This is a genomic window from endosymbiont of Sipalinus gigas, assembly GCF_004296475.1.
Taxonomy (GTDB): Bacteria; Pseudomonadota; Gammaproteobacteria; order Enterobacterales; family Enterobacteriaceae; genus Nardonella.
In genome coordinates this window covers 165,711-182,117 of the sequence record NZ_AP018162.1, presented here as the reverse complement: position 1 = coordinate 182,117, position 16,407 = coordinate 165,711, and the positions used below count along the sequence as shown (strand labels likewise).

The window sequence follows — 16,407 nt, the reverse complement described above, 5'->3', positions numbered from 1 at the left end:
TATAAATATTATATATAATAACTTATAAATATAAATTTTAAAATGGTATATTAAAATGACAATAATAAAAATAGAAAATAATGAATCTTTTGAATTAGCTTTAAGAAAATTTAAAAAATCATGTGAAAAAGCTGGAATAATATCAGAAATTAAGCGAAGAGAATTTTATGAAAAACCTACTACAAAAAGAAAAAAATATAAATTACTAATAAAAAAAAAAATAAATAAAAAAAATAAAATAAATAAATTATAATTTTAATGGATAATAACATATATATTAGCAATTTATTAAAAGATATAAGTATAATTGATTTTGTAAAATTAATTTTAAATTTAAAAAAAATAGGAGATAATTTTTTTGCTTTATGTCCATTTCATAAAGAAAATAATCCATCATTTGTTGTAAATGAATTAAAAAAAAAATATCATTGTTTTGGATGTGGAGCTCATGGAAATATAATAGATTTTATAAAAAATTACTATAATATAAATTTTTATGAAACAATAAAACTTTTAAATATAGATATAAAAAATAAATATAATTTATCAAATATAAAAAAAAATAAATATTTTTTTTTATATAGCAAAATGAATGAGATATGTAATATATATAAAAAAAATTTAATAGAAAATATAAATAATAAATATTTATTAAAATTTATAAGTGATAAAAAATGGGATATAAATATAATAAAATTTTTTAATATAGGATTTTCATATAATAATGTATTAATTAATAATTTTAAAAACTTATATTTATTAAAAAATTTAGGATTAATTATAAAATATAAAAATATACATATTGATAAATTTAATTTAAGAATAATTTTTCCTATAAAAAACACATTTGGTAATATAATTGGTATTGGGGGAAGAAGATTAGATGATAAATATCCTAAATATATAAATTCTAAAGATAATAAAATTTTTAAAAAAAGAAATATATTATATGGACTTGCAGAAATAAAAGAAAAACACTTTAAAATAAATAAATTATTATTAGTAGAAGGATATACTGATGTAATATCATTGCATTTTAATGGTATAGATTATGCTTTATCATCATTAGGAACATCAACTACAGAAGAACAAATAAAAATATTATTTAATAATTCTAATAGAATAATATTTTGTTATGATGGAGATAAAGCCGGAAGGGTGGCTTCATGGAAAATGTTAAATAAAATTTTATGTTATATAACAGATGACAGAGAAGTTAAATTTTTATTTTTACCTAAAAACGAAGATCCAGATTCTTTAATAAGAAAAATAGGAAAGACGAAATTTGAAAATATGATAGATAATTCTATGTATTTTTATGATTTTTTTTTTAAGGTAATAAAAAAAAATATTAATATATCTAATATATATGAAAAAATAAAATTAATAAGATTAATAAAAAAATTTTTAAAAAAAATACCAGGAAAATTAATAAAATTTTTTCTAAAAAAAGAAATAAATATTAATTTTAATTTATATAATAGAAATATTAATAATAATTTTAATAAAAAAATAACTTTTAATAAAAATAATATAAATCCATTAAAATTATTTACTATATTATTAATACAAAATCCAAATTATTATTATTATATAAATAATAAAAAAGAATTAAAATATATAATAGAAAAATATAAATGTAATATATTAATAGAAATATTTAAAATATATAAAAATAATAAAATATTTAATACATATAAATTATTAAATTTATTAAAAAAAAATATTTTTTTTGAAAAGATATTATACTTTTCAAAATATAATCATATGATAAATATAAAATATACTAATATAGTATTTATTGATATATTAAAATGGATAAATAAATTTTTTATAAAAAATATACAAGAATATTTAATAAAAAAAGATAAAAAAATAGGTTTAAATAAAATTGAAAAAAATAAATTGTGGTTATTAAATTTAAAATTATTTAAAAAATAATTTTATTAAATTATTATAATTAATAATTAAAAATATATATTAAAATATAATAAAATTATAAATAAATATTTTTTATAAAAATGTACATGAAAGAAATGGGTTCAGTAGAACTCTTAACCAAAGATAAAGAAATAAAATTATCAAAAAATATAGAAGAAGGTATAAATGAAATAAAATTAGCAATAATAGAATATCCTAAGTCAATATCATATTTATTAGAACAATATAATTTAGTAGAAAAAGGAGAAATAAAAATTTTTGATCTAATAGATGGATTTTATAATAAAAATAACATATTTAGTAAAAAAAATAATTTTTCTTTTTGTACAGAAAATAATATAGATCCTGAAATAACTAAAAATATATTTTTAGAATTAAAAAATCAATATAATAAAATAAATAATATAAAATTTAATTCTAATAATGAAATTATAAATTTAGAAAAAAAAAAATTATTTAAAATAATTAAAAATATAATTTTATCTAAAAAATCAATTAATTTTTTAATAAATTCTATAAAACAAGTTATATATAATATTAGAATTAATGAAAAACTAATAATGGATTTATGTATTAATTATTGTAATATCCCAAGAAATATATTTTTATCAATATTCTTAAAAAATGAATCAGATTATAATTGGGTTTTTGATGAAATAAATAGTAAAAAATTATGGTCAAAAAAATTATTTGAAATTAAATATGAAATATTTAAATATATAAAAGAATTAAAAAATATAGAAAATGAATCTGAAATAAATATAAATAAAATAAAAGATATAAATAAAAGAATATCAGTAGGAGAATCAAAAACTAAAAAAGCTAAAAAAGAAATGATTGAAGCTAATTTAAGATTAGTAATATCAATAGCAAAAAAATATTTAAATAGAGGATTACAATTCTTAGATTTAATACAAGAAGGAAATATAGGATTAATGAAAGCTGTAGATAAATTTGAATATAAAAAAGGATATAAATTTTCAACTTATGCGACATGGTGGATAAGACAATCTATAACTAGATCTATAGCAGATCAAGCTAGAACAATAAGAATTCCAGTTCATATGATAGAAACAATAAATAAAATAAATAAAATATCAAGAAAAATAATACAAGAGAACGGAAGAGAACCTACAATAGAAGAATTATCTAAAAAAATATTAATTTCAGAAGAAAAAATAAAAAAAATAATGAGAATTTCTAAAGAGCCTATTTCTATAGAATTACCTATAGGGGATGAAAAAGATACTAATATAGGAGATTTTATAGAAGATACTTCTAACATTTTACCATTAGAATCAGCTACATTTGATAGTTTAAAAAATGCTACTAAAAATATATTATCTGAATTATCTTCTAGAGAAGAAAAGGTTTTAAAAATGAGATTTGGTATAGATATGAAATCCGACTATACATTAGAAGAAGTAGGTAAACAATTTGATGTTACAAGAGAAAGGATAAGACAAATAGAAGCTAAAGCATTAAAAAAATTAAGACATCCTAGTAAATCAGATATATTAAAAAGTTTTTTAGATGATTAAAATAATGGCTCTTGTTGGATTTGAACCAACGACCAAACGATTATGAGTCGTCTGCTCTTCCACTGAGCTAAAGAGCCTTATCTTTATAAATTATTAACTTTTTATTAATTAATATATTATCTATATTTATTAATATTAAATTATAAGAATAATCATTTATTAATATAATATCATTTATTTTTGATATTTTTTTTATTAAATTTAAATTATCAAATATTAATATTTTTATACTATTTTCTAATAAATATATATATATTTTATTAATACTTATTTTTATTTTTCTTATTATATTTATTAAATTTATTATAAAATTAATATTATATTCTAATTTATATAAATTACTATTATTTTTACTTAATAACTTTTCATATAAATTTAAATCTGGAAATTTTTCATTTAATATAATATTTTTTTTATCTATATTTAATTTTTTTATAAAAAATTGCCATATTTTTTCTGTAATAAATGGTATAAATGGATGTGATAATTTTAATATTGAATTTAATATAAAAAATAATGTATTTATATAATATTCCTTAATTAATTCATTATTACTATAATATAAAAAATATTTAGAAAATTCTAAATAATAATTACAAAATGTATTCCATACAAAATTATATATTAAATTTATTATTAAATCTAGTCTATAATTGTTAATAAATTTATTAAAAGATAATAATACCTTTTTAAATTCTAATATTATCCATATATTATATATAGATATTTCTTTAAAAGAATCACTATATTTTAAAAAATCAATATAAATATTACTATTAATATTAATATAAATAAATTTACTTGCATTCCATATTTTATTACAAAAATTTCTATATATAATAGTTTTATCTAATTTTAATTTAATATTTCTTATATTACTAAATGATAATAAATTTAATCTTAAACAATCTGATCCTATATAATATTTTTTTGTATTTTCTTTAAAATTACCATTTATAATATCTATTGGGTTTATAATATTATTATTTGATTTTGATATTTTATTTCCAAATTTATCATTTATTATACATGTTAGGTATATTTCTTTGAAAGGTATTTTTAAATTATCTTTTATTAAAAGATTTGATAATAATATCATTCTAGATATCCAAAAAAATATAATATCAAATCCACTTATTACTATATTATATGGGCTTATTTTTTTAAAATTATTTAATTTATTTGGCCAACCTAATGAAACAAAAGACCATAAACCAGAAGAAAACCATGTATCTAAAACATTTTTATCTTGATATATATGTATATTACTTCCAAGTTTATATTTATTTCTTACATATTTTTCATTATATCCTAAATATATATTATTTTTAATATCATACCATACTGGTATTTTATGCCCCCACCATATTTGTCTAGATATACACCAATCTTTTATATTATCTATCCATTTAAAATATATATTTTCATATTTTTTTGGATAAAATTTAATTTCATTATTTTTAACTAATTCTTTTAAATTTTCTGATATTTTTTTTGTTTTTAAAAACCATTGAGTAGTTATTATAGGTTCAATTATATTCATAGTTCTTGAATTAACTGGGATATTAATATATTTATTTTCTACTAAATATATTAAATTTAATTTATATAATTCATTTACTATTACTTCTCTAGCTTTATTTATATCTAATTTAGATACTATATTAGGAGTATTTTCATAATATTTAATATTGTTTTTATATATTTTTAATATATTGTTTATTTTTCCATTATCATCAAATATATTAATAAAACTTAAATTATATTTAATACCTATATTATAATCATTAAAATCATGAGACGGGGTTATTTTAATACATCCTGTAAATTTTAATATATCTATTGATTTATCAAATATTATAGGTACTATTCTATTAACTATAGGAACCACTGCATAATTGTTTTTTAAACTATAAAATCTATTATCATTTATATTAATTCCTACAGCTGAATCTCCTAGTATAGTTTCTGGTCTTGTAGTTGCTATAATTATATATTTATTTATATCTATTTTATCTTCTTTATTTTTTAATATAAAATATTTTATATACCAAATTTTACTAAGTGTTTTTATATTTTCTATTTCTAAATCTGATATAGCACTATTTATTTTAAAATCCCAATTTACCATTTTTCTATCTTTATATATTAAATTATCATTATACATTTTTATAAATGCATAACTAACTGAATATTTATAATGATTATCTAATGTAAATCTATACTTGTCTTTATTTATTAATAAACCTAATTTTTCAATTTGTTTTAATATAGATTTTTTTATTTTTTTTTTTAATAAAATAGATTTTTTTATTAATATACTTTTATCTTTAGTATTATTATTTTTTTCTATAAATATTTGAGTAGCTATTCCTGCATGATCTAATCCAAATTTATTGTATATTTTTTTACCAATCATTCTATTATATCTTATTAATGTATCAATTATATAATATTGTAATGAATGACCTATATGTAACTTACCATTTATATTTAATGGTGGGATAATTATGCTAAAATTATTATTACCTTCATAATTAATATTTTTATAATTAAAATTTTTTTCCCATATTTTATATATTTCATTTTCAAAATTTTTAGGATTATATTTTTCTTCTTTCATATTAAAACATTAAATTATTTATATTTCTTGGAAAAGGAGAAATATCTTTTATATTTTTTATACCAGTTAAAAATGATATAAATCTTTCAAAACCTAATCCAAAACCTGAATGAGGAACAGTTCCATATTTTCTTAAATCTATATACCAATTATAATCATTTAAATTTATATTATTTTCTTTAACAGATTTTAATATAAAATCTAATCTATCTTCTCTTACTGAACCTCCTATTAATTCACCTATGCCAGGTACTAATATGTCCATAGAAGAAACAGTTAAATTATCATCATTTAATTTCATATAAAACGGTTTTATTTTTTTAGGATAATTTTTTATTATTAATATATTTTTAAAAAAATTTAATAAAAAATTTTCATATTTAGATGTTATATTTTCATTAAATTTTATATTAAAATTATTTTTATTTAATATTTTTATTATTTCTTTATATTCTATTATTTCATATTTAGAATTAATTATATTAAATAATTTATCACTATTAATATTATTTTTTTTATGTAAAAAGATTATATCTTCATGTAAATTTATAATTAAATTATTATATATATTTTTTATTATATTTATTGATAAATTTATTAATTCATCTAAATTTATAAATGCAGCTTCTAATTCTAACATCCAGAATTCAGATAAATGTTTTGTAGTATTTGAATTTTCAGCTCTAAAAACAGGGCCTAATGAATAAACTTTAGATAATGAACAAGCATAAGCTTCTAAATTAAGTTGACCGGATACAGTTAAAAAAGATTCTTTACAAAAAAAGTCATTAATATATTTTATTTTTTCATCACCATATATATTTAATGATGAAACTTTAAATAATTTACTATTCCCTTCAGTATCTATTGAAGTTATTATTGGTGTAGGTATCCATTTAAATCCATTTTTATACATAAAATTATTTATTCTATTAAATATAAAATTTCTCACTCTTGACAAAGCAGAAAATATATTTGTTCTAGGTCTTAAATGTGGAAATTTTCTTAAAAATTCAAAACTATGAAATTTAGATGAAATTGGATATTCTTTTGAATTATATATATTTCCTAATATATTTATAATTCTTGATTTTATTTCTATATTTTGTTTTTCTCCTTTAGAAATTATTACTTTTCCTATAACATTAATAGAATATCCTGTATTTATTTTTAAAATATCTATATAATTATACAAATCTTTATTAGCTATTACTTGTATACTTTTAAAACATGATCCGTCATTTATAGATATAAAAGATATACCAATTTTAGAATTTCTATTGCTTTTAACCCAACCGTATATACTTATTTCTTTATTAATAAGTATTTTATATTTGTTAAATATTTCATTTATAGATATTTTCATTATTTTAAATATATATTAATTTAAATTTATTAGTATTTATGGTAAAATTATACTATAAATTATTTGCTATAATAATATAAAAGAGAGTAAATTATGATAAATTCTTATAAATATAAAAATAATAGTTATGAAGAAAATATAAATATAAAAACTAATATATTTATGAATAGAGTATATGGATGGATGTCTATTGGATTATTTTTAACTTCATTAACTTCATTTTTTATATCAAAAATACCATGTATTTTAAATTTAATATTTAATAGTCAATTAATTTTATTATTAATGTCTTTTTCTCAATTTTTTATTGTATTTTATTTATCAAGTATGATTAATTGTATAGAAAATAATTTAGCTATATTTTTATTTATACTATACTCAATAATAACTGGGATAAATATATCTGGTATATTTTTAATATACACATTATCATCAATATTTACTATATTCATGATAACTTCATTAACATTTATAATTATGACATTATATGGGTATTTTACAAAAAATGATTTAACAGATACAGGTAATTTATTATTAATGTTACTTATAGGAACTAGTTTATCATCATTATTTAATATATGTATAAATAGTGATATATTAACTTGGATTATTTCATATATAAGTATATTTATTTTTACTGGATTAATTGCTTTTGATACTTATAAATTGAAAGATATTAGTAAAAAATATAATGAAATTGATAATTGCTCAATAATAAAAAATTATTCAGTAATAGGAGCATTGATATTATATTTAGATTTTATAAATTTATTTTTAATACCATTAAAAATTAGTTATAATAAATATAATAAAAATAAAAATAATAATAAATCTTAAATATTAATTAATTATTTCCTAATATATTTATATTTAATTCTAATATTGAATTATGTATTTTAATTTTTATTAAATGTTCACCTACAATTTTTATAGGCTTATTTAAAATTATTTGATTTTTATTTATTTTTATATCTTTATTATTTAATATTTTTATTATATCTATTTTATTAATTGATCCAAATATTTTTTTTTCATCTATTAATTTCATATAAATTGTTAAATCATTTAATGATAATTTAATAATTTTATCTTTAATTTCTTTTATATATTTATTTTTATATTCAATTGATAAATTAACTTCATTTATTTTATTATTAATATTATTTATATTATTTTTTGTAGCTATAATAGCAAAATTATTAGGTAATAAAAAATTCATAGCATATCCATTTTTTACTAATACTATATTACCAATATTACCTAAATTATTTATTTTTTTTATTAAAATTATTTTTATCATTATATTAAATGTCTATCAGTATATGGAATTAATCCTATATATCTAGCTTTTTTAATTTCTTTAGATATTTTTCTTTGTATTTTTGATTTATTACCATTAATTCTTTTTGGTATTATTTTAAAATTATCATTAATATATTTTTTTAAAAAAATTATATTTTTATAATTTATAAAATAATTTATATCTAATTTATTTTTTTTAATTTTATTCATATTTTATATTTAATTTTAAATTTTTAATGAAAATTTTTTATAAAATTGTGTTTTAGTAATTAAAATTCTTATTATATTACTATTTAATTTAAAATTTTTTTCTAATTCTTTAATTATATTTACTATAACTTCTATATTCATTAATAAATATCTTCCGTTAGACATTTTTTTTATTAAATATGAAAATTTAATTATACCTAAATCTTCTATATTATGTATTAATCCATGTGAATTATTTATTATAGATGAATATTCATTAATTAAATTATCTATATCATTAAAATCTGATCTAAAAATTAAAACTATTTCATAATTTCTTTTCATATTATATATTTTTTTTAAGTTTTTGTCTTATAATTTCAAATAAAAATATACCTGTTGCTACCGATACATTTAAAGAGTTAATATTATTAATTGGTATCTTTACAATTTTATCACATTTACGTAAAATATTACTTCTTATCCCACAATGCTCTGATCCTACTATTAATGCTATATTATAATGATATAATTTAATTTTATCTAAATAAATATTAGATTTTAATGATGTTCCTATTACAACAAAATTTTTATCTTTTAATATTGATATAATATTACATATATTATTTACTTTTAGAATATTAATATTTTTTTCTATATTATATATTTTAGATACTTTTTCAACTGTTTTATTTATGGGGCATGAATTTCTATCTGTAATTATAATATTTTTAACATCAAAAGCATATGCGCTTCTTATACAAGATCCTAAATTCCTTGGATCTAATATCCTATCTAAAATTAAAATTAATTCTTCCTTATTATTTATACTTTTAAAAAAATTGTTTATATTTTTTATTTTAATCTCAAATTGATTTTTTTATTTATAATTTCTATAATTTTATTAACTAAAATTTTTTTTGATAAAATATCATTATCTATAAAAATACAATCATTCCACTTTTTTATATATGAAAATTGATTATTTAATAAATTTATAGTACTATTTATAGATAAATTTATCATTTCTTTATATGAAATTTTATTATCTATATACATCCACATTTCATTATATCCTATACATTTAATTGATTGCATATTTATATTTAAATCTTTTCTATCAAATAAACATTTAACTTCATTTTCTAAACCTATATCTAACATTTTATAAAATCTAAATTTTATTTTTTTTTTTAATATTCTTTTTTCTTTTAATATAAAAAATTTATTTATATTATATTTAAATTTAATTAATTTTTTATTACTATTGCTTAAACAAATTTCCATATATCTTATTATTCTATTATAATCATTTATATTTATATTAATATTCTTATTTATTTTTATAAAATCATATATATTATTTATATTATATTTTTTTATATATGATATTATATTTTCTTTTATAAAATCATTTTTATTAAAAATGGAAAACTCATTTAAAAAATATTTAAAATAAAACATAGTTCCTCCTACTAATATAGGAATTTTATTTAATTTTAAAATATTATCTATTTCATAATATAAATAATTACAAAATTCATATACAGAACAGCTTTGAGATGGATCTTTTATATTTATTAATTTATACGGAAATTTTAATAATGTATATTTATCTGGTTTATCTGTTCCTATATTCATATCTCTGTATATTAAAGCTGAATCTACACTAATTAACTCTATATGATTATAAAATATATCTTTTAAATATATAGATAAATCAGTCTTACCAGATGAGGTAGGTCCTATTATTAAAATAATATCTTTTATATTATTTTTAAATTTGATATTCATTTATAAAATGTTACTTCCCTTATATTATTTTTAATTTTAAATTTTAATATAATATCTGGTTTTAATATTGAATTTAAATTTATTTTATTTGGCCATTCTATTAAAAAAAAAAACAAACTTATTTTTTTTTTTATCTAATAAATCAAAAAAATTTAAATTTATTAATTCATTTAAATTATATAATCTAAATAAATCTATATGATATATTATATATTTTTTAATAAAATATTCTTTTATATATGTATATGTAGGACTATTTATATTATTAATATATCCAAAATTTTTTATAAATCCTCTACAAAAAGTAGTTTTTCCAGATCCTATTTCGCCAACAAAAATATTATAATTTTATTTTTATATTTACTTATATTATTAATAATAAATAAAGATACATTTTTACCAAAATTTTCCATATGTAAATTATTATATATTATGTTTTTATTATTCATTAAATTAAATTTAAAAATTTTTTATAAAAAATTAATTCTTTTATAGATTCATAAATATCAGATAATGCTCTATGTAAATTTTTTTTCTTAAAATTTATTAATGAATCTGGTTTACATATTTTTATCAATTCTTTTATAGAACTTACATCTAAATGTCTATAATGAAAATAATTTTCTAAATCAGGCATATATTTATATAAAAATCTTCTATCATGACTAACATTATTACCGCACATAGGAGATTTTTTATAATTTACCCACTTAGATATAAAATCTATAGTTTTATATTCTGCATATTTTTCATTTATATTACTATTTTTTACTTTATTTAAAAGACCACTATTTGTATGTGTATTTATATTCCATTTATCCATAACAGATAATTTTTCATTAGATTGATGAATTATTAAATCAGGACCTTTAGCTAATATATTTAGATTATAATCAGTTATTAAAGTAGCTATTTCTATTATTGTACATATATTTGGATCTAATCCTGTCATTTCCAAATCTATCCAAATTAAATTTTTATTATTTGTCATTTAGTTAATATTTAATAAATTTATTTTAAAATAATTAAAATAAAAAATTTTTAATATATTATAAAATATATATTTGATAAAATAAAATTAATTTAAAATTAATATAAAAATATAAAAATGTTTTATTTAAAAAAAAAAATAAATTATTTATTTGGACTTATATCTAATATAAGATTTAAATTTATAAGTAATATAATTATATTTATATATATAAAATTTTATAATATAAATTTAAATAATTTAATAGAAAAAGATTATAAAAAATATAATACATTTAATGATTTTTTTACTAGAAAAATAAATAATATAAATATAAATATCAATAATAATGCTCTAATATCACCAGCTAGCGGGACAATAACTCAATTAGGTAAAATAAGAAAATTAACAAATTTTAATATAAAAAATAATACATATTTTATAAAAAAACTTTTGGTTAATAAAAATTTTTTAATTAATTTAATAAAAAATGGTAGTTTTATAACTATATATTTATCCCCTAAAGATTATCATAGAGTTCATATATCATATTTTGGGAAATTAATATATATGATATATGTGCCTGGTAATTTAACAAGTATTAATAATTATTTAAATAGAAATTATATTAATGTAATAACAGAAAATGAAAGAGTAATATGTGTATTTAAAATAAAATTTGGTTATATAATTCATATTTTAATAGGGTCTATAATAGTAGGAAGTATAGAAACATCATGGCATGGTTTAGTAATACCTCCTAGAAATAATAAAATAATTGTATGGGATTATATTAAATATCCAAAAAATGCAAGAAAAATCTTTTTTTAAAAGGTGACGAAATAGCTAAATTTAAATTAGGATCAACTGTTGTAACTTTATTTTCAAAAAATATTTTTTTAGAAAAATTAAATATAAAAGATAAAATAAATATAGGAGAAAAAATAGCAAATATATATTAAGAAGAATAAAAATCAAATGAAATAGAATTTTTTAATTCATATAAATTTAAATATATCATAATTAATCTATCTATTCCTAAAGATACTCCAGAGCATTTTGGTATTCCTTTTTTTATAGAATATATAAAATTTTTATCTATTTTTATAATTGGAAGTTTTTTTTTAAATCTTATTTCATTTTGTTTTTCTAATATTTTTTTTTGACATAAATAATCTGTTATTTCATTAAATCCATTAGCTAGTTCTATTCCTTTAAAATATACTTCAAATCTATTAGATAAATTATTTTTTTTATTTATAGTAGAATTAAATGATTGATTTTTAGGGAAAAAATATATAAATATAGGATTTTTATGTCCTATTTTAGGTTTTATTAATAAATCAAAAGTTAACTCTAATAATGAATCTAAATCATATATTTTATTAACACTAATATTATTTTTTTTTAAAATATTAATTAATATATTATTATTACAATATAATGGATTTATATTCAAATATTTATAAAAAATATCTATATATTTTATAAATTTAGATTTTTTATAATTAAATATATTTTTTAATAATAAATCAGTTTCATTCATAATATCAAATAAATTTGATTTTAATTTATACCATTCTAGAATGGTAAATTCTATATTATGATATTTTCCATATTCATTATTTCTAAAGCTATGACATATCTGAAATATAGATTTACTTGGATTTCTTGATAATAATCTTTTCATATGAAATTCTGGACTTGTTATTAAATAATATTTATTATTATTTATATTTATATCTATAGGATTTAAATTATTATTATTATCTGAAAATTTACTTATTAAAGGAGTTTCAACTTCTATATAATCATTTAATAAAAAAAAATTTCTTATTTTATTTATTAAAAAAGATCTTTTAATTAAATTTTTAAATGATATATTATTCATTTTTTTTATCATTATATCTTTTTATTGATTTTATAATTTCACATTTAGAAAAATATGAATTTTCATATTTTATTATTTTTGAGAATTTATCTTTATCTAAAATTTTATAATTTTCAAAAAAAAATGTTATTTTATTTAATAAATCTTCATTTAATTCATTAATTTCATTAATATTAATATATTCTTTAGATATTTTATCACTAGGTAATGCTATTATTTTATTATCTTCTCCTGATTCATCTTCCATAAATAATATTCCTATTGGTTTACATTCTATAATCGATCCTATATGTAATTCATAATTTATTGGAATTACCACATCTAATTCATCTCCATCTAAAGATAAGGTTTTATTTATATATCCATAATTAAATGGATAAAATATAGGTGATTTTAAAAATCTATCTACATATATAAGATTATCTTTTTTAGAAAATTCATATTTAATGAATTTATTTCCTACTGGTATTTCTACAATAACATATATATTATTTGGTATATCTATTCCTGGTAAAAGTGTTTTAAAATTCATATTTATTAAAAATAAAGTTAATTTAAAATAAAAATATTATATAATTTATTATATAATTTTAAATAATAATATATATAAATTTAAAAATATATGATAAATAAAAATAAATTAGTTGTATTTAGTGGAATACAACCATCTGGTGATATAACTATAGGTAATTATATAGGTGTATTAAATAATATAATAGATATTCAAAATAAAGATGATAAAAAAAATTGTATTATATGTATAGCTGATTTACATTCTATAACATCATGTAAAAAAATAAATATAAAAGATAATATATTTAAAACGTTATCTTTACTTATAGCTTCTGGAATTAATCCAGATAAAACTTTAATATTTTTACAATCAAAAGTTATTGAACATTTAGAATTATTTTGGATATTATTATGTTATTCAAATTTTAATAAATTATCTAAAATGAATAAATTTAAGAAATTATATAAAAATGAAAGTAAAAATATAAAATTAGGAATATTAAATTATCCAGTTTTAATGTCTTCTGATATATTATTATATAATTCTAATATTGTATTAGTAGGAAAAGATCAAAAACAACATTTAGAATTTTGCAAATATATATCTATTAAATTTAATAATGAATTTGGTAATGTTTTTTTAATACCTGAAGTATACATAAAAAATTATTCATATATAATGTCACTAAATGATTGTAATAATAAAATGTCTAAATCTGATATTAATAAAAATAATTTTATATCTTTATTAGATAATAATAATATTTTATTTAATAAAATTAAAAATTCTATAACAGATTCAGAAATTCCTCCAAAAATATATTTTAATGAAATTAAAAAACCTGGAATTTCAAATTTAATAAAAATATTTTCTAATATTAGTAATACTTCTATAAAAGAAGTAGAAAATTATATGATAAATAAATCATATAATTTTTTAAAAAATGAACTTTATATTAATTTAAGTAAGAAATTAGGAGAGATACAAGAAAAATATTATTTTATTTTTAATGAAAAAAAATATTTAGAAAATTTAATAGTAAAAAATTCTTTAATAGCTAAAAATATAGCTAAAAAAAATATAAATAAAATAAAATCATATATTAATTTTTTTTAAAAAAAAATGTCAAAAATTTGTAAATTAACTAATAAAAAATCTATTTTTGGAAATAATAGATCAAATTCAATGAATAAAACTAGTAGGAAATTTAATATAAATTTCCAAAAAAAAAAAGTATACTTTCCTAATATTAATAAATTTTTAAAAATTAAATTATCAATTAAAGGTTTAAAATTATTATATAAAAAAATTAAAAATAATTAAAATATGAAAAGTTCAAGAGAAAAAATAAAATTACTTTCAAGTATATCTAATCATTTTTATACAACAACAAAAAGTAAAAAATTAAAATTAAAAAAAATAGAAATGAAAAAGTTTGATCCATTTATTAAAAAACATGTTTTATATAAAGAATGTAAGATAAATAAAAAAAAATAATTTTTTATTTTATATAATTATTTATTATATTTAATATTTCATCTATATATAAAGATGATTTTCCTATTAATAATCCATCTATAATATTATTATTTATTAAATCTTCACTATTATATGATGATATAGATCCTCCATAATAAAATTTTATTTTATTATTTATATTATCACAAAATGAATTTAAATAATTTTTTATAAAGTTAAAAACTTTATTTATATGTTCTTTACTGGCATAATTACCAGTTCCAATTGCCCATATAGGTTCATATGCTATAATAGAATTAAACATAATTTCTATTCCATATTTTTTTATTATTGTATTTATTTGTGAAATGCATATTTTTTCTGTTTTAAGATTTTCGTAGTCATTTAAATTTTCACCTATACAAAGTATAGGTGTTAATTCATTATTTTTAACACTAAAAAATTTTTCTGAAATATCATAATCACTTTCATTATGATATTTTCTTCTTTCTGAATGTCCTAATATAACATATGAAACTCCTATATCTTTTAACATTTTTGCAGATATTTCTCCAGTAAATGATCCATTTTCATTAATATCAACATTTTGAGAACATAAATATATTTCCTTATTTTTATTTATAATTTTATAAGAATAATCTAAATATAATATTGGAGGAGAAAAAATTACTTTTATATATTTTTTTTTATGTTCATCTAATGTTTTAAAAAAATTAATTAACTTTTTTAAAAAAATATTTATTAATTTTTTATTACCATTTAATTTCCAATTACATATTATAGTTATATTTTTCATT

General features: G+C 15.1%; 22 protein-coding genes and 1 tRNA gene. 9 read left to right on the top strand and 14 right to left on the bottom strand.

What is annotated here, in order from left to right:
* The first annotated feature begins 55 nt into the window (after nucleotides 1-55).
* The 3 genes from rpsU (at nucleotide 56) to rpoD (ending at nucleotide 3,482) form a co-directional block, all read left to right on the top strand.
* On the top strand, nucleotides 56-253 hold the full coding sequence (rpsU, locus tag NARSGI1_RS01045) for a 30S ribosomal protein S21 (protein ID WP_130616965.1): 198 nt from the start codon (nucleotides 56-58) through the stop codon (nucleotides 251-253).
* A gap of 5 nt (nucleotides 254-258) precedes the next feature.
* A complete protein-coding gene (gene dnaG / locus NARSGI1_RS01040) occupies nucleotides 259-1,941 on the top strand; it encodes a DNA primase (RefSeq protein WP_130616964.1) in 1,683 nt (560 codons plus the stop codon).
* A gap of 86 nt (nucleotides 1,942-2,027) precedes the next feature.
* A complete protein-coding gene (gene rpoD, locus NARSGI1_RS01035) occupies nucleotides 2,028-3,482 on the top strand; it encodes an RNA polymerase sigma factor RpoD (RefSeq protein WP_232513717.1) in 1,455 nt (484 codons plus the stop codon).
* 5 nt (nucleotides 3,483-3,487) lie between these two features.
* Here rpoD and NARSGI1_RS01030 read toward each other — a convergent pair.
* From NARSGI1_RS01030 to asnS, 3 genes are all read right to left on the bottom strand, one after another.
* A tRNA-Ile gene (locus NARSGI1_RS01030) sits at nucleotides 3,488-3,559 on the bottom strand.
* Nucleotides 3,550-6,105 (bottom strand): valine--tRNA ligase, encoded by a 2,556-nt coding sequence (locus tag NARSGI1_RS01025; protein WP_130616962.1) that lies wholly within the window; start codon nucleotides 6,103-6,105, stop codon nucleotides 3,550-3,552. Before NARSGI1_RS01025 ends, NARSGI1_RS01030 begins: the two co-directional genes overlap by 10 nt.
* Before the next feature lies 1 nt (nucleotide 6,106).
* Nucleotides 6,107-7,474 carry an asparagine--tRNA ligase gene (gene asnS, locus NARSGI1_RS01020; protein ID WP_130616961.1) on the bottom strand — a complete coding sequence of 456 codons (1,368 nt, stop codon included), beginning with the start codon at nucleotides 7,472-7,474 and terminating at the stop codon, nucleotides 6,107-6,109.
* A gap of 90 nt (nucleotides 7,475-7,564) precedes the next feature.
* Here asnS and NARSGI1_RS01015 point away from each other — a divergent pair, with 90 nt between their 5' ends.
* Nucleotides 7,565-8,308, top strand: a complete 744-nt coding sequence (locus tag NARSGI1_RS01015; RefSeq protein WP_130616960.1) for a Bax inhibitor-1/YccA family protein — start codon at nucleotides 7,565-7,567, stop codon at nucleotides 8,306-8,308.
* A gap of 7 nt (nucleotides 8,309-8,315) precedes the next feature.
* Here the strand turns inward: NARSGI1_RS01015 and rplI are convergent, their stop codons facing one another.
* The 8 genes from rplI to orn all read right to left on the bottom strand — a co-directional run bounded on the left by rplI (nucleotide 8,316) and on the right by orn (nucleotide 11,747).
* Complete coding sequence (gene rplI / locus NARSGI1_RS01010) at nucleotides 8,316-8,771, bottom strand: 50S ribosomal protein L9 (protein ID WP_130616959.1); 456 nt, start codon at nucleotides 8,769-8,771, stop codon at nucleotides 8,316-8,318.
* Entirely contained in the window at nucleotides 8,771-8,983 is a 213-nt protein-coding gene (gene rpsR, locus NARSGI1_RS01005) for a 30S ribosomal protein S18 (RefSeq protein ID WP_130616958.1), read from the bottom strand. The genes rplI and rpsR overlap by 1 nt, the downstream gene beginning before the upstream one ends.
* A 15-nt stretch (nucleotides 8,984-8,998) precedes the next feature.
* On the bottom strand, nucleotides 8,999-9,307 hold the full coding sequence (rpsF, locus tag NARSGI1_RS01000; RefSeq protein WP_130616957.1) for a 30S ribosomal protein S6: 309 nt from the start codon (nucleotides 9,305-9,307) through the stop codon (nucleotides 8,999-9,001).
* A gap of 1 nt (nucleotide 9,308) precedes the next feature.
* Nucleotides 9,309-9,764 carry a 23S rRNA (guanosine(2251)-2'-O)-methyltransferase RlmB gene (locus NARSGI1_RS01380; RefSeq protein ID WP_420895821.1) on the bottom strand — a complete coding sequence of 152 codons (456 nt, stop codon included), beginning with the start codon at nucleotides 9,762-9,764 and terminating at the stop codon, nucleotides 9,309-9,311.
* A gap of 53 nt (nucleotides 9,765-9,817) precedes the next feature.
* Nucleotides 9,818-10,756 (bottom strand): tRNA (adenosine(37)-N6)-dimethylallyltransferase MiaA, encoded by a 939-nt coding sequence (miaA, locus tag NARSGI1_RS00990; protein ID WP_130616956.1) that lies wholly within the window; start codon nucleotides 10,754-10,756, stop codon nucleotides 9,818-9,820.
* Between the two features lie 84 nt (nucleotides 10,757-10,840).
* Nucleotides 10,841-11,044, bottom strand: a complete 204-nt coding sequence (locus NARSGI1_RS01375; RefSeq protein ID WP_420895820.1) for a tRNA (adenosine(37)-N6)-threonylcarbamoyltransferase complex ATPase subunit type 1 TsaE — start codon at nucleotides 11,042-11,044, stop codon at nucleotides 10,841-10,843.
* Nucleotides 11,045-11,076: 32 nt separating this feature from the next.
* Nucleotides 11,077-11,205 (bottom strand): hypothetical protein, encoded by a 129-nt coding sequence (locus NARSGI1_RS01360; RefSeq protein ID WP_269771056.1) that lies wholly within the window; start codon nucleotides 11,203-11,205, stop codon nucleotides 11,077-11,079.
* A complete protein-coding gene (gene orn, locus NARSGI1_RS00980) occupies nucleotides 11,205-11,747 on the bottom strand; it encodes an oligoribonuclease (RefSeq protein WP_130616955.1) in 543 nt (180 codons plus the stop codon). The genes NARSGI1_RS01360 and orn overlap by 1 nt, the downstream gene beginning before the upstream one ends.
* Nucleotides 11,748-11,864: 117 nt before the next feature.
* On the opposite strand from orn, the gene asd reads away from it, so the two are divergent.
* On the top strand, nucleotides 11,865-12,557 hold the full coding sequence (asd, locus tag NARSGI1_RS00975; protein WP_130616954.1) for an archaetidylserine decarboxylase: 693 nt from the start codon (nucleotides 11,865-11,867) through the stop codon (nucleotides 12,555-12,557).
* Complete coding sequence (locus NARSGI1_RS01370) at nucleotides 12,524-12,688, top strand: phosphatidylserine decarboxylase (RefSeq protein ID WP_130617013.1); 165 nt, start codon at nucleotides 12,524-12,526, stop codon at nucleotides 12,686-12,688. Before asd ends, NARSGI1_RS01370 begins: the two co-directional genes overlap by 34 nt.
* On the opposite strand, the gene epmA is transcribed toward NARSGI1_RS01370, so the two are convergent.
* Both epmA and ppa read right to left on the bottom strand, forming a co-directional pair.
* Entirely contained in the window at nucleotides 12,685-13,629 is a 945-nt protein-coding gene (epmA, locus tag NARSGI1_RS00965; protein ID WP_130616953.1) for an elongation factor P--(R)-beta-lysine ligase, read from the bottom strand. The two genes, NARSGI1_RS01370 and epmA, sit on opposite strands and share 4 nt — an antisense overlap.
* Nucleotides 13,610-14,149: an inorganic diphosphatase gene (ppa, locus tag NARSGI1_RS00960; protein ID WP_130616952.1), complete on the bottom strand. Its 540-nt coding sequence runs from the start codon at nucleotides 14,147-14,149 to the stop codon at nucleotides 13,610-13,612. The genes epmA and ppa overlap by 20 nt, the downstream gene beginning before the upstream one ends.
* 90 nt (nucleotides 14,150-14,239) lie before the next feature.
* Between ppa and trpS the strand changes: the two genes are divergently transcribed.
* The 3 genes from trpS to rpmG are packed head-to-tail and all read left to right on the top strand — an operon-like array spanning nucleotide 14,240 to nucleotide 15,628.
* Nucleotides 14,240-15,247: a tryptophan--tRNA ligase gene (trpS, locus tag NARSGI1_RS00955; protein WP_130616951.1), complete on the top strand. Its 1,008-nt coding sequence runs from the start codon at nucleotides 14,240-14,242 to the stop codon at nucleotides 15,245-15,247.
* A 6-nt stretch (nucleotides 15,248-15,253) separates the two neighbouring features.
* On the top strand, nucleotides 15,254-15,454 hold the full coding sequence (gene rpmB, locus NARSGI1_RS00950; protein WP_130616950.1) for a 50S ribosomal protein L28: 201 nt from the start codon (nucleotides 15,254-15,256) through the stop codon (nucleotides 15,452-15,454).
* A gap of 3 nt (nucleotides 15,455-15,457) precedes the next feature.
* Entirely contained in the window at nucleotides 15,458-15,628 is a 171-nt protein-coding gene (rpmG, locus tag NARSGI1_RS00945) for a 50S ribosomal protein L33 (protein WP_130616949.1), read from the top strand.
* A 4-nt stretch (nucleotides 15,629-15,632) separates the two neighbouring features.
* On the opposite strand, the gene tpiA is transcribed toward rpmG, so the two are convergent.
* Entirely contained in the window at nucleotides 15,633-16,406 is a 774-nt protein-coding gene (gene tpiA / locus NARSGI1_RS00940; protein WP_130616948.1) for a triose-phosphate isomerase, read from the bottom strand.
* Between the last annotated feature and the right edge of the window lies 1 nt (nucleotide 16,407).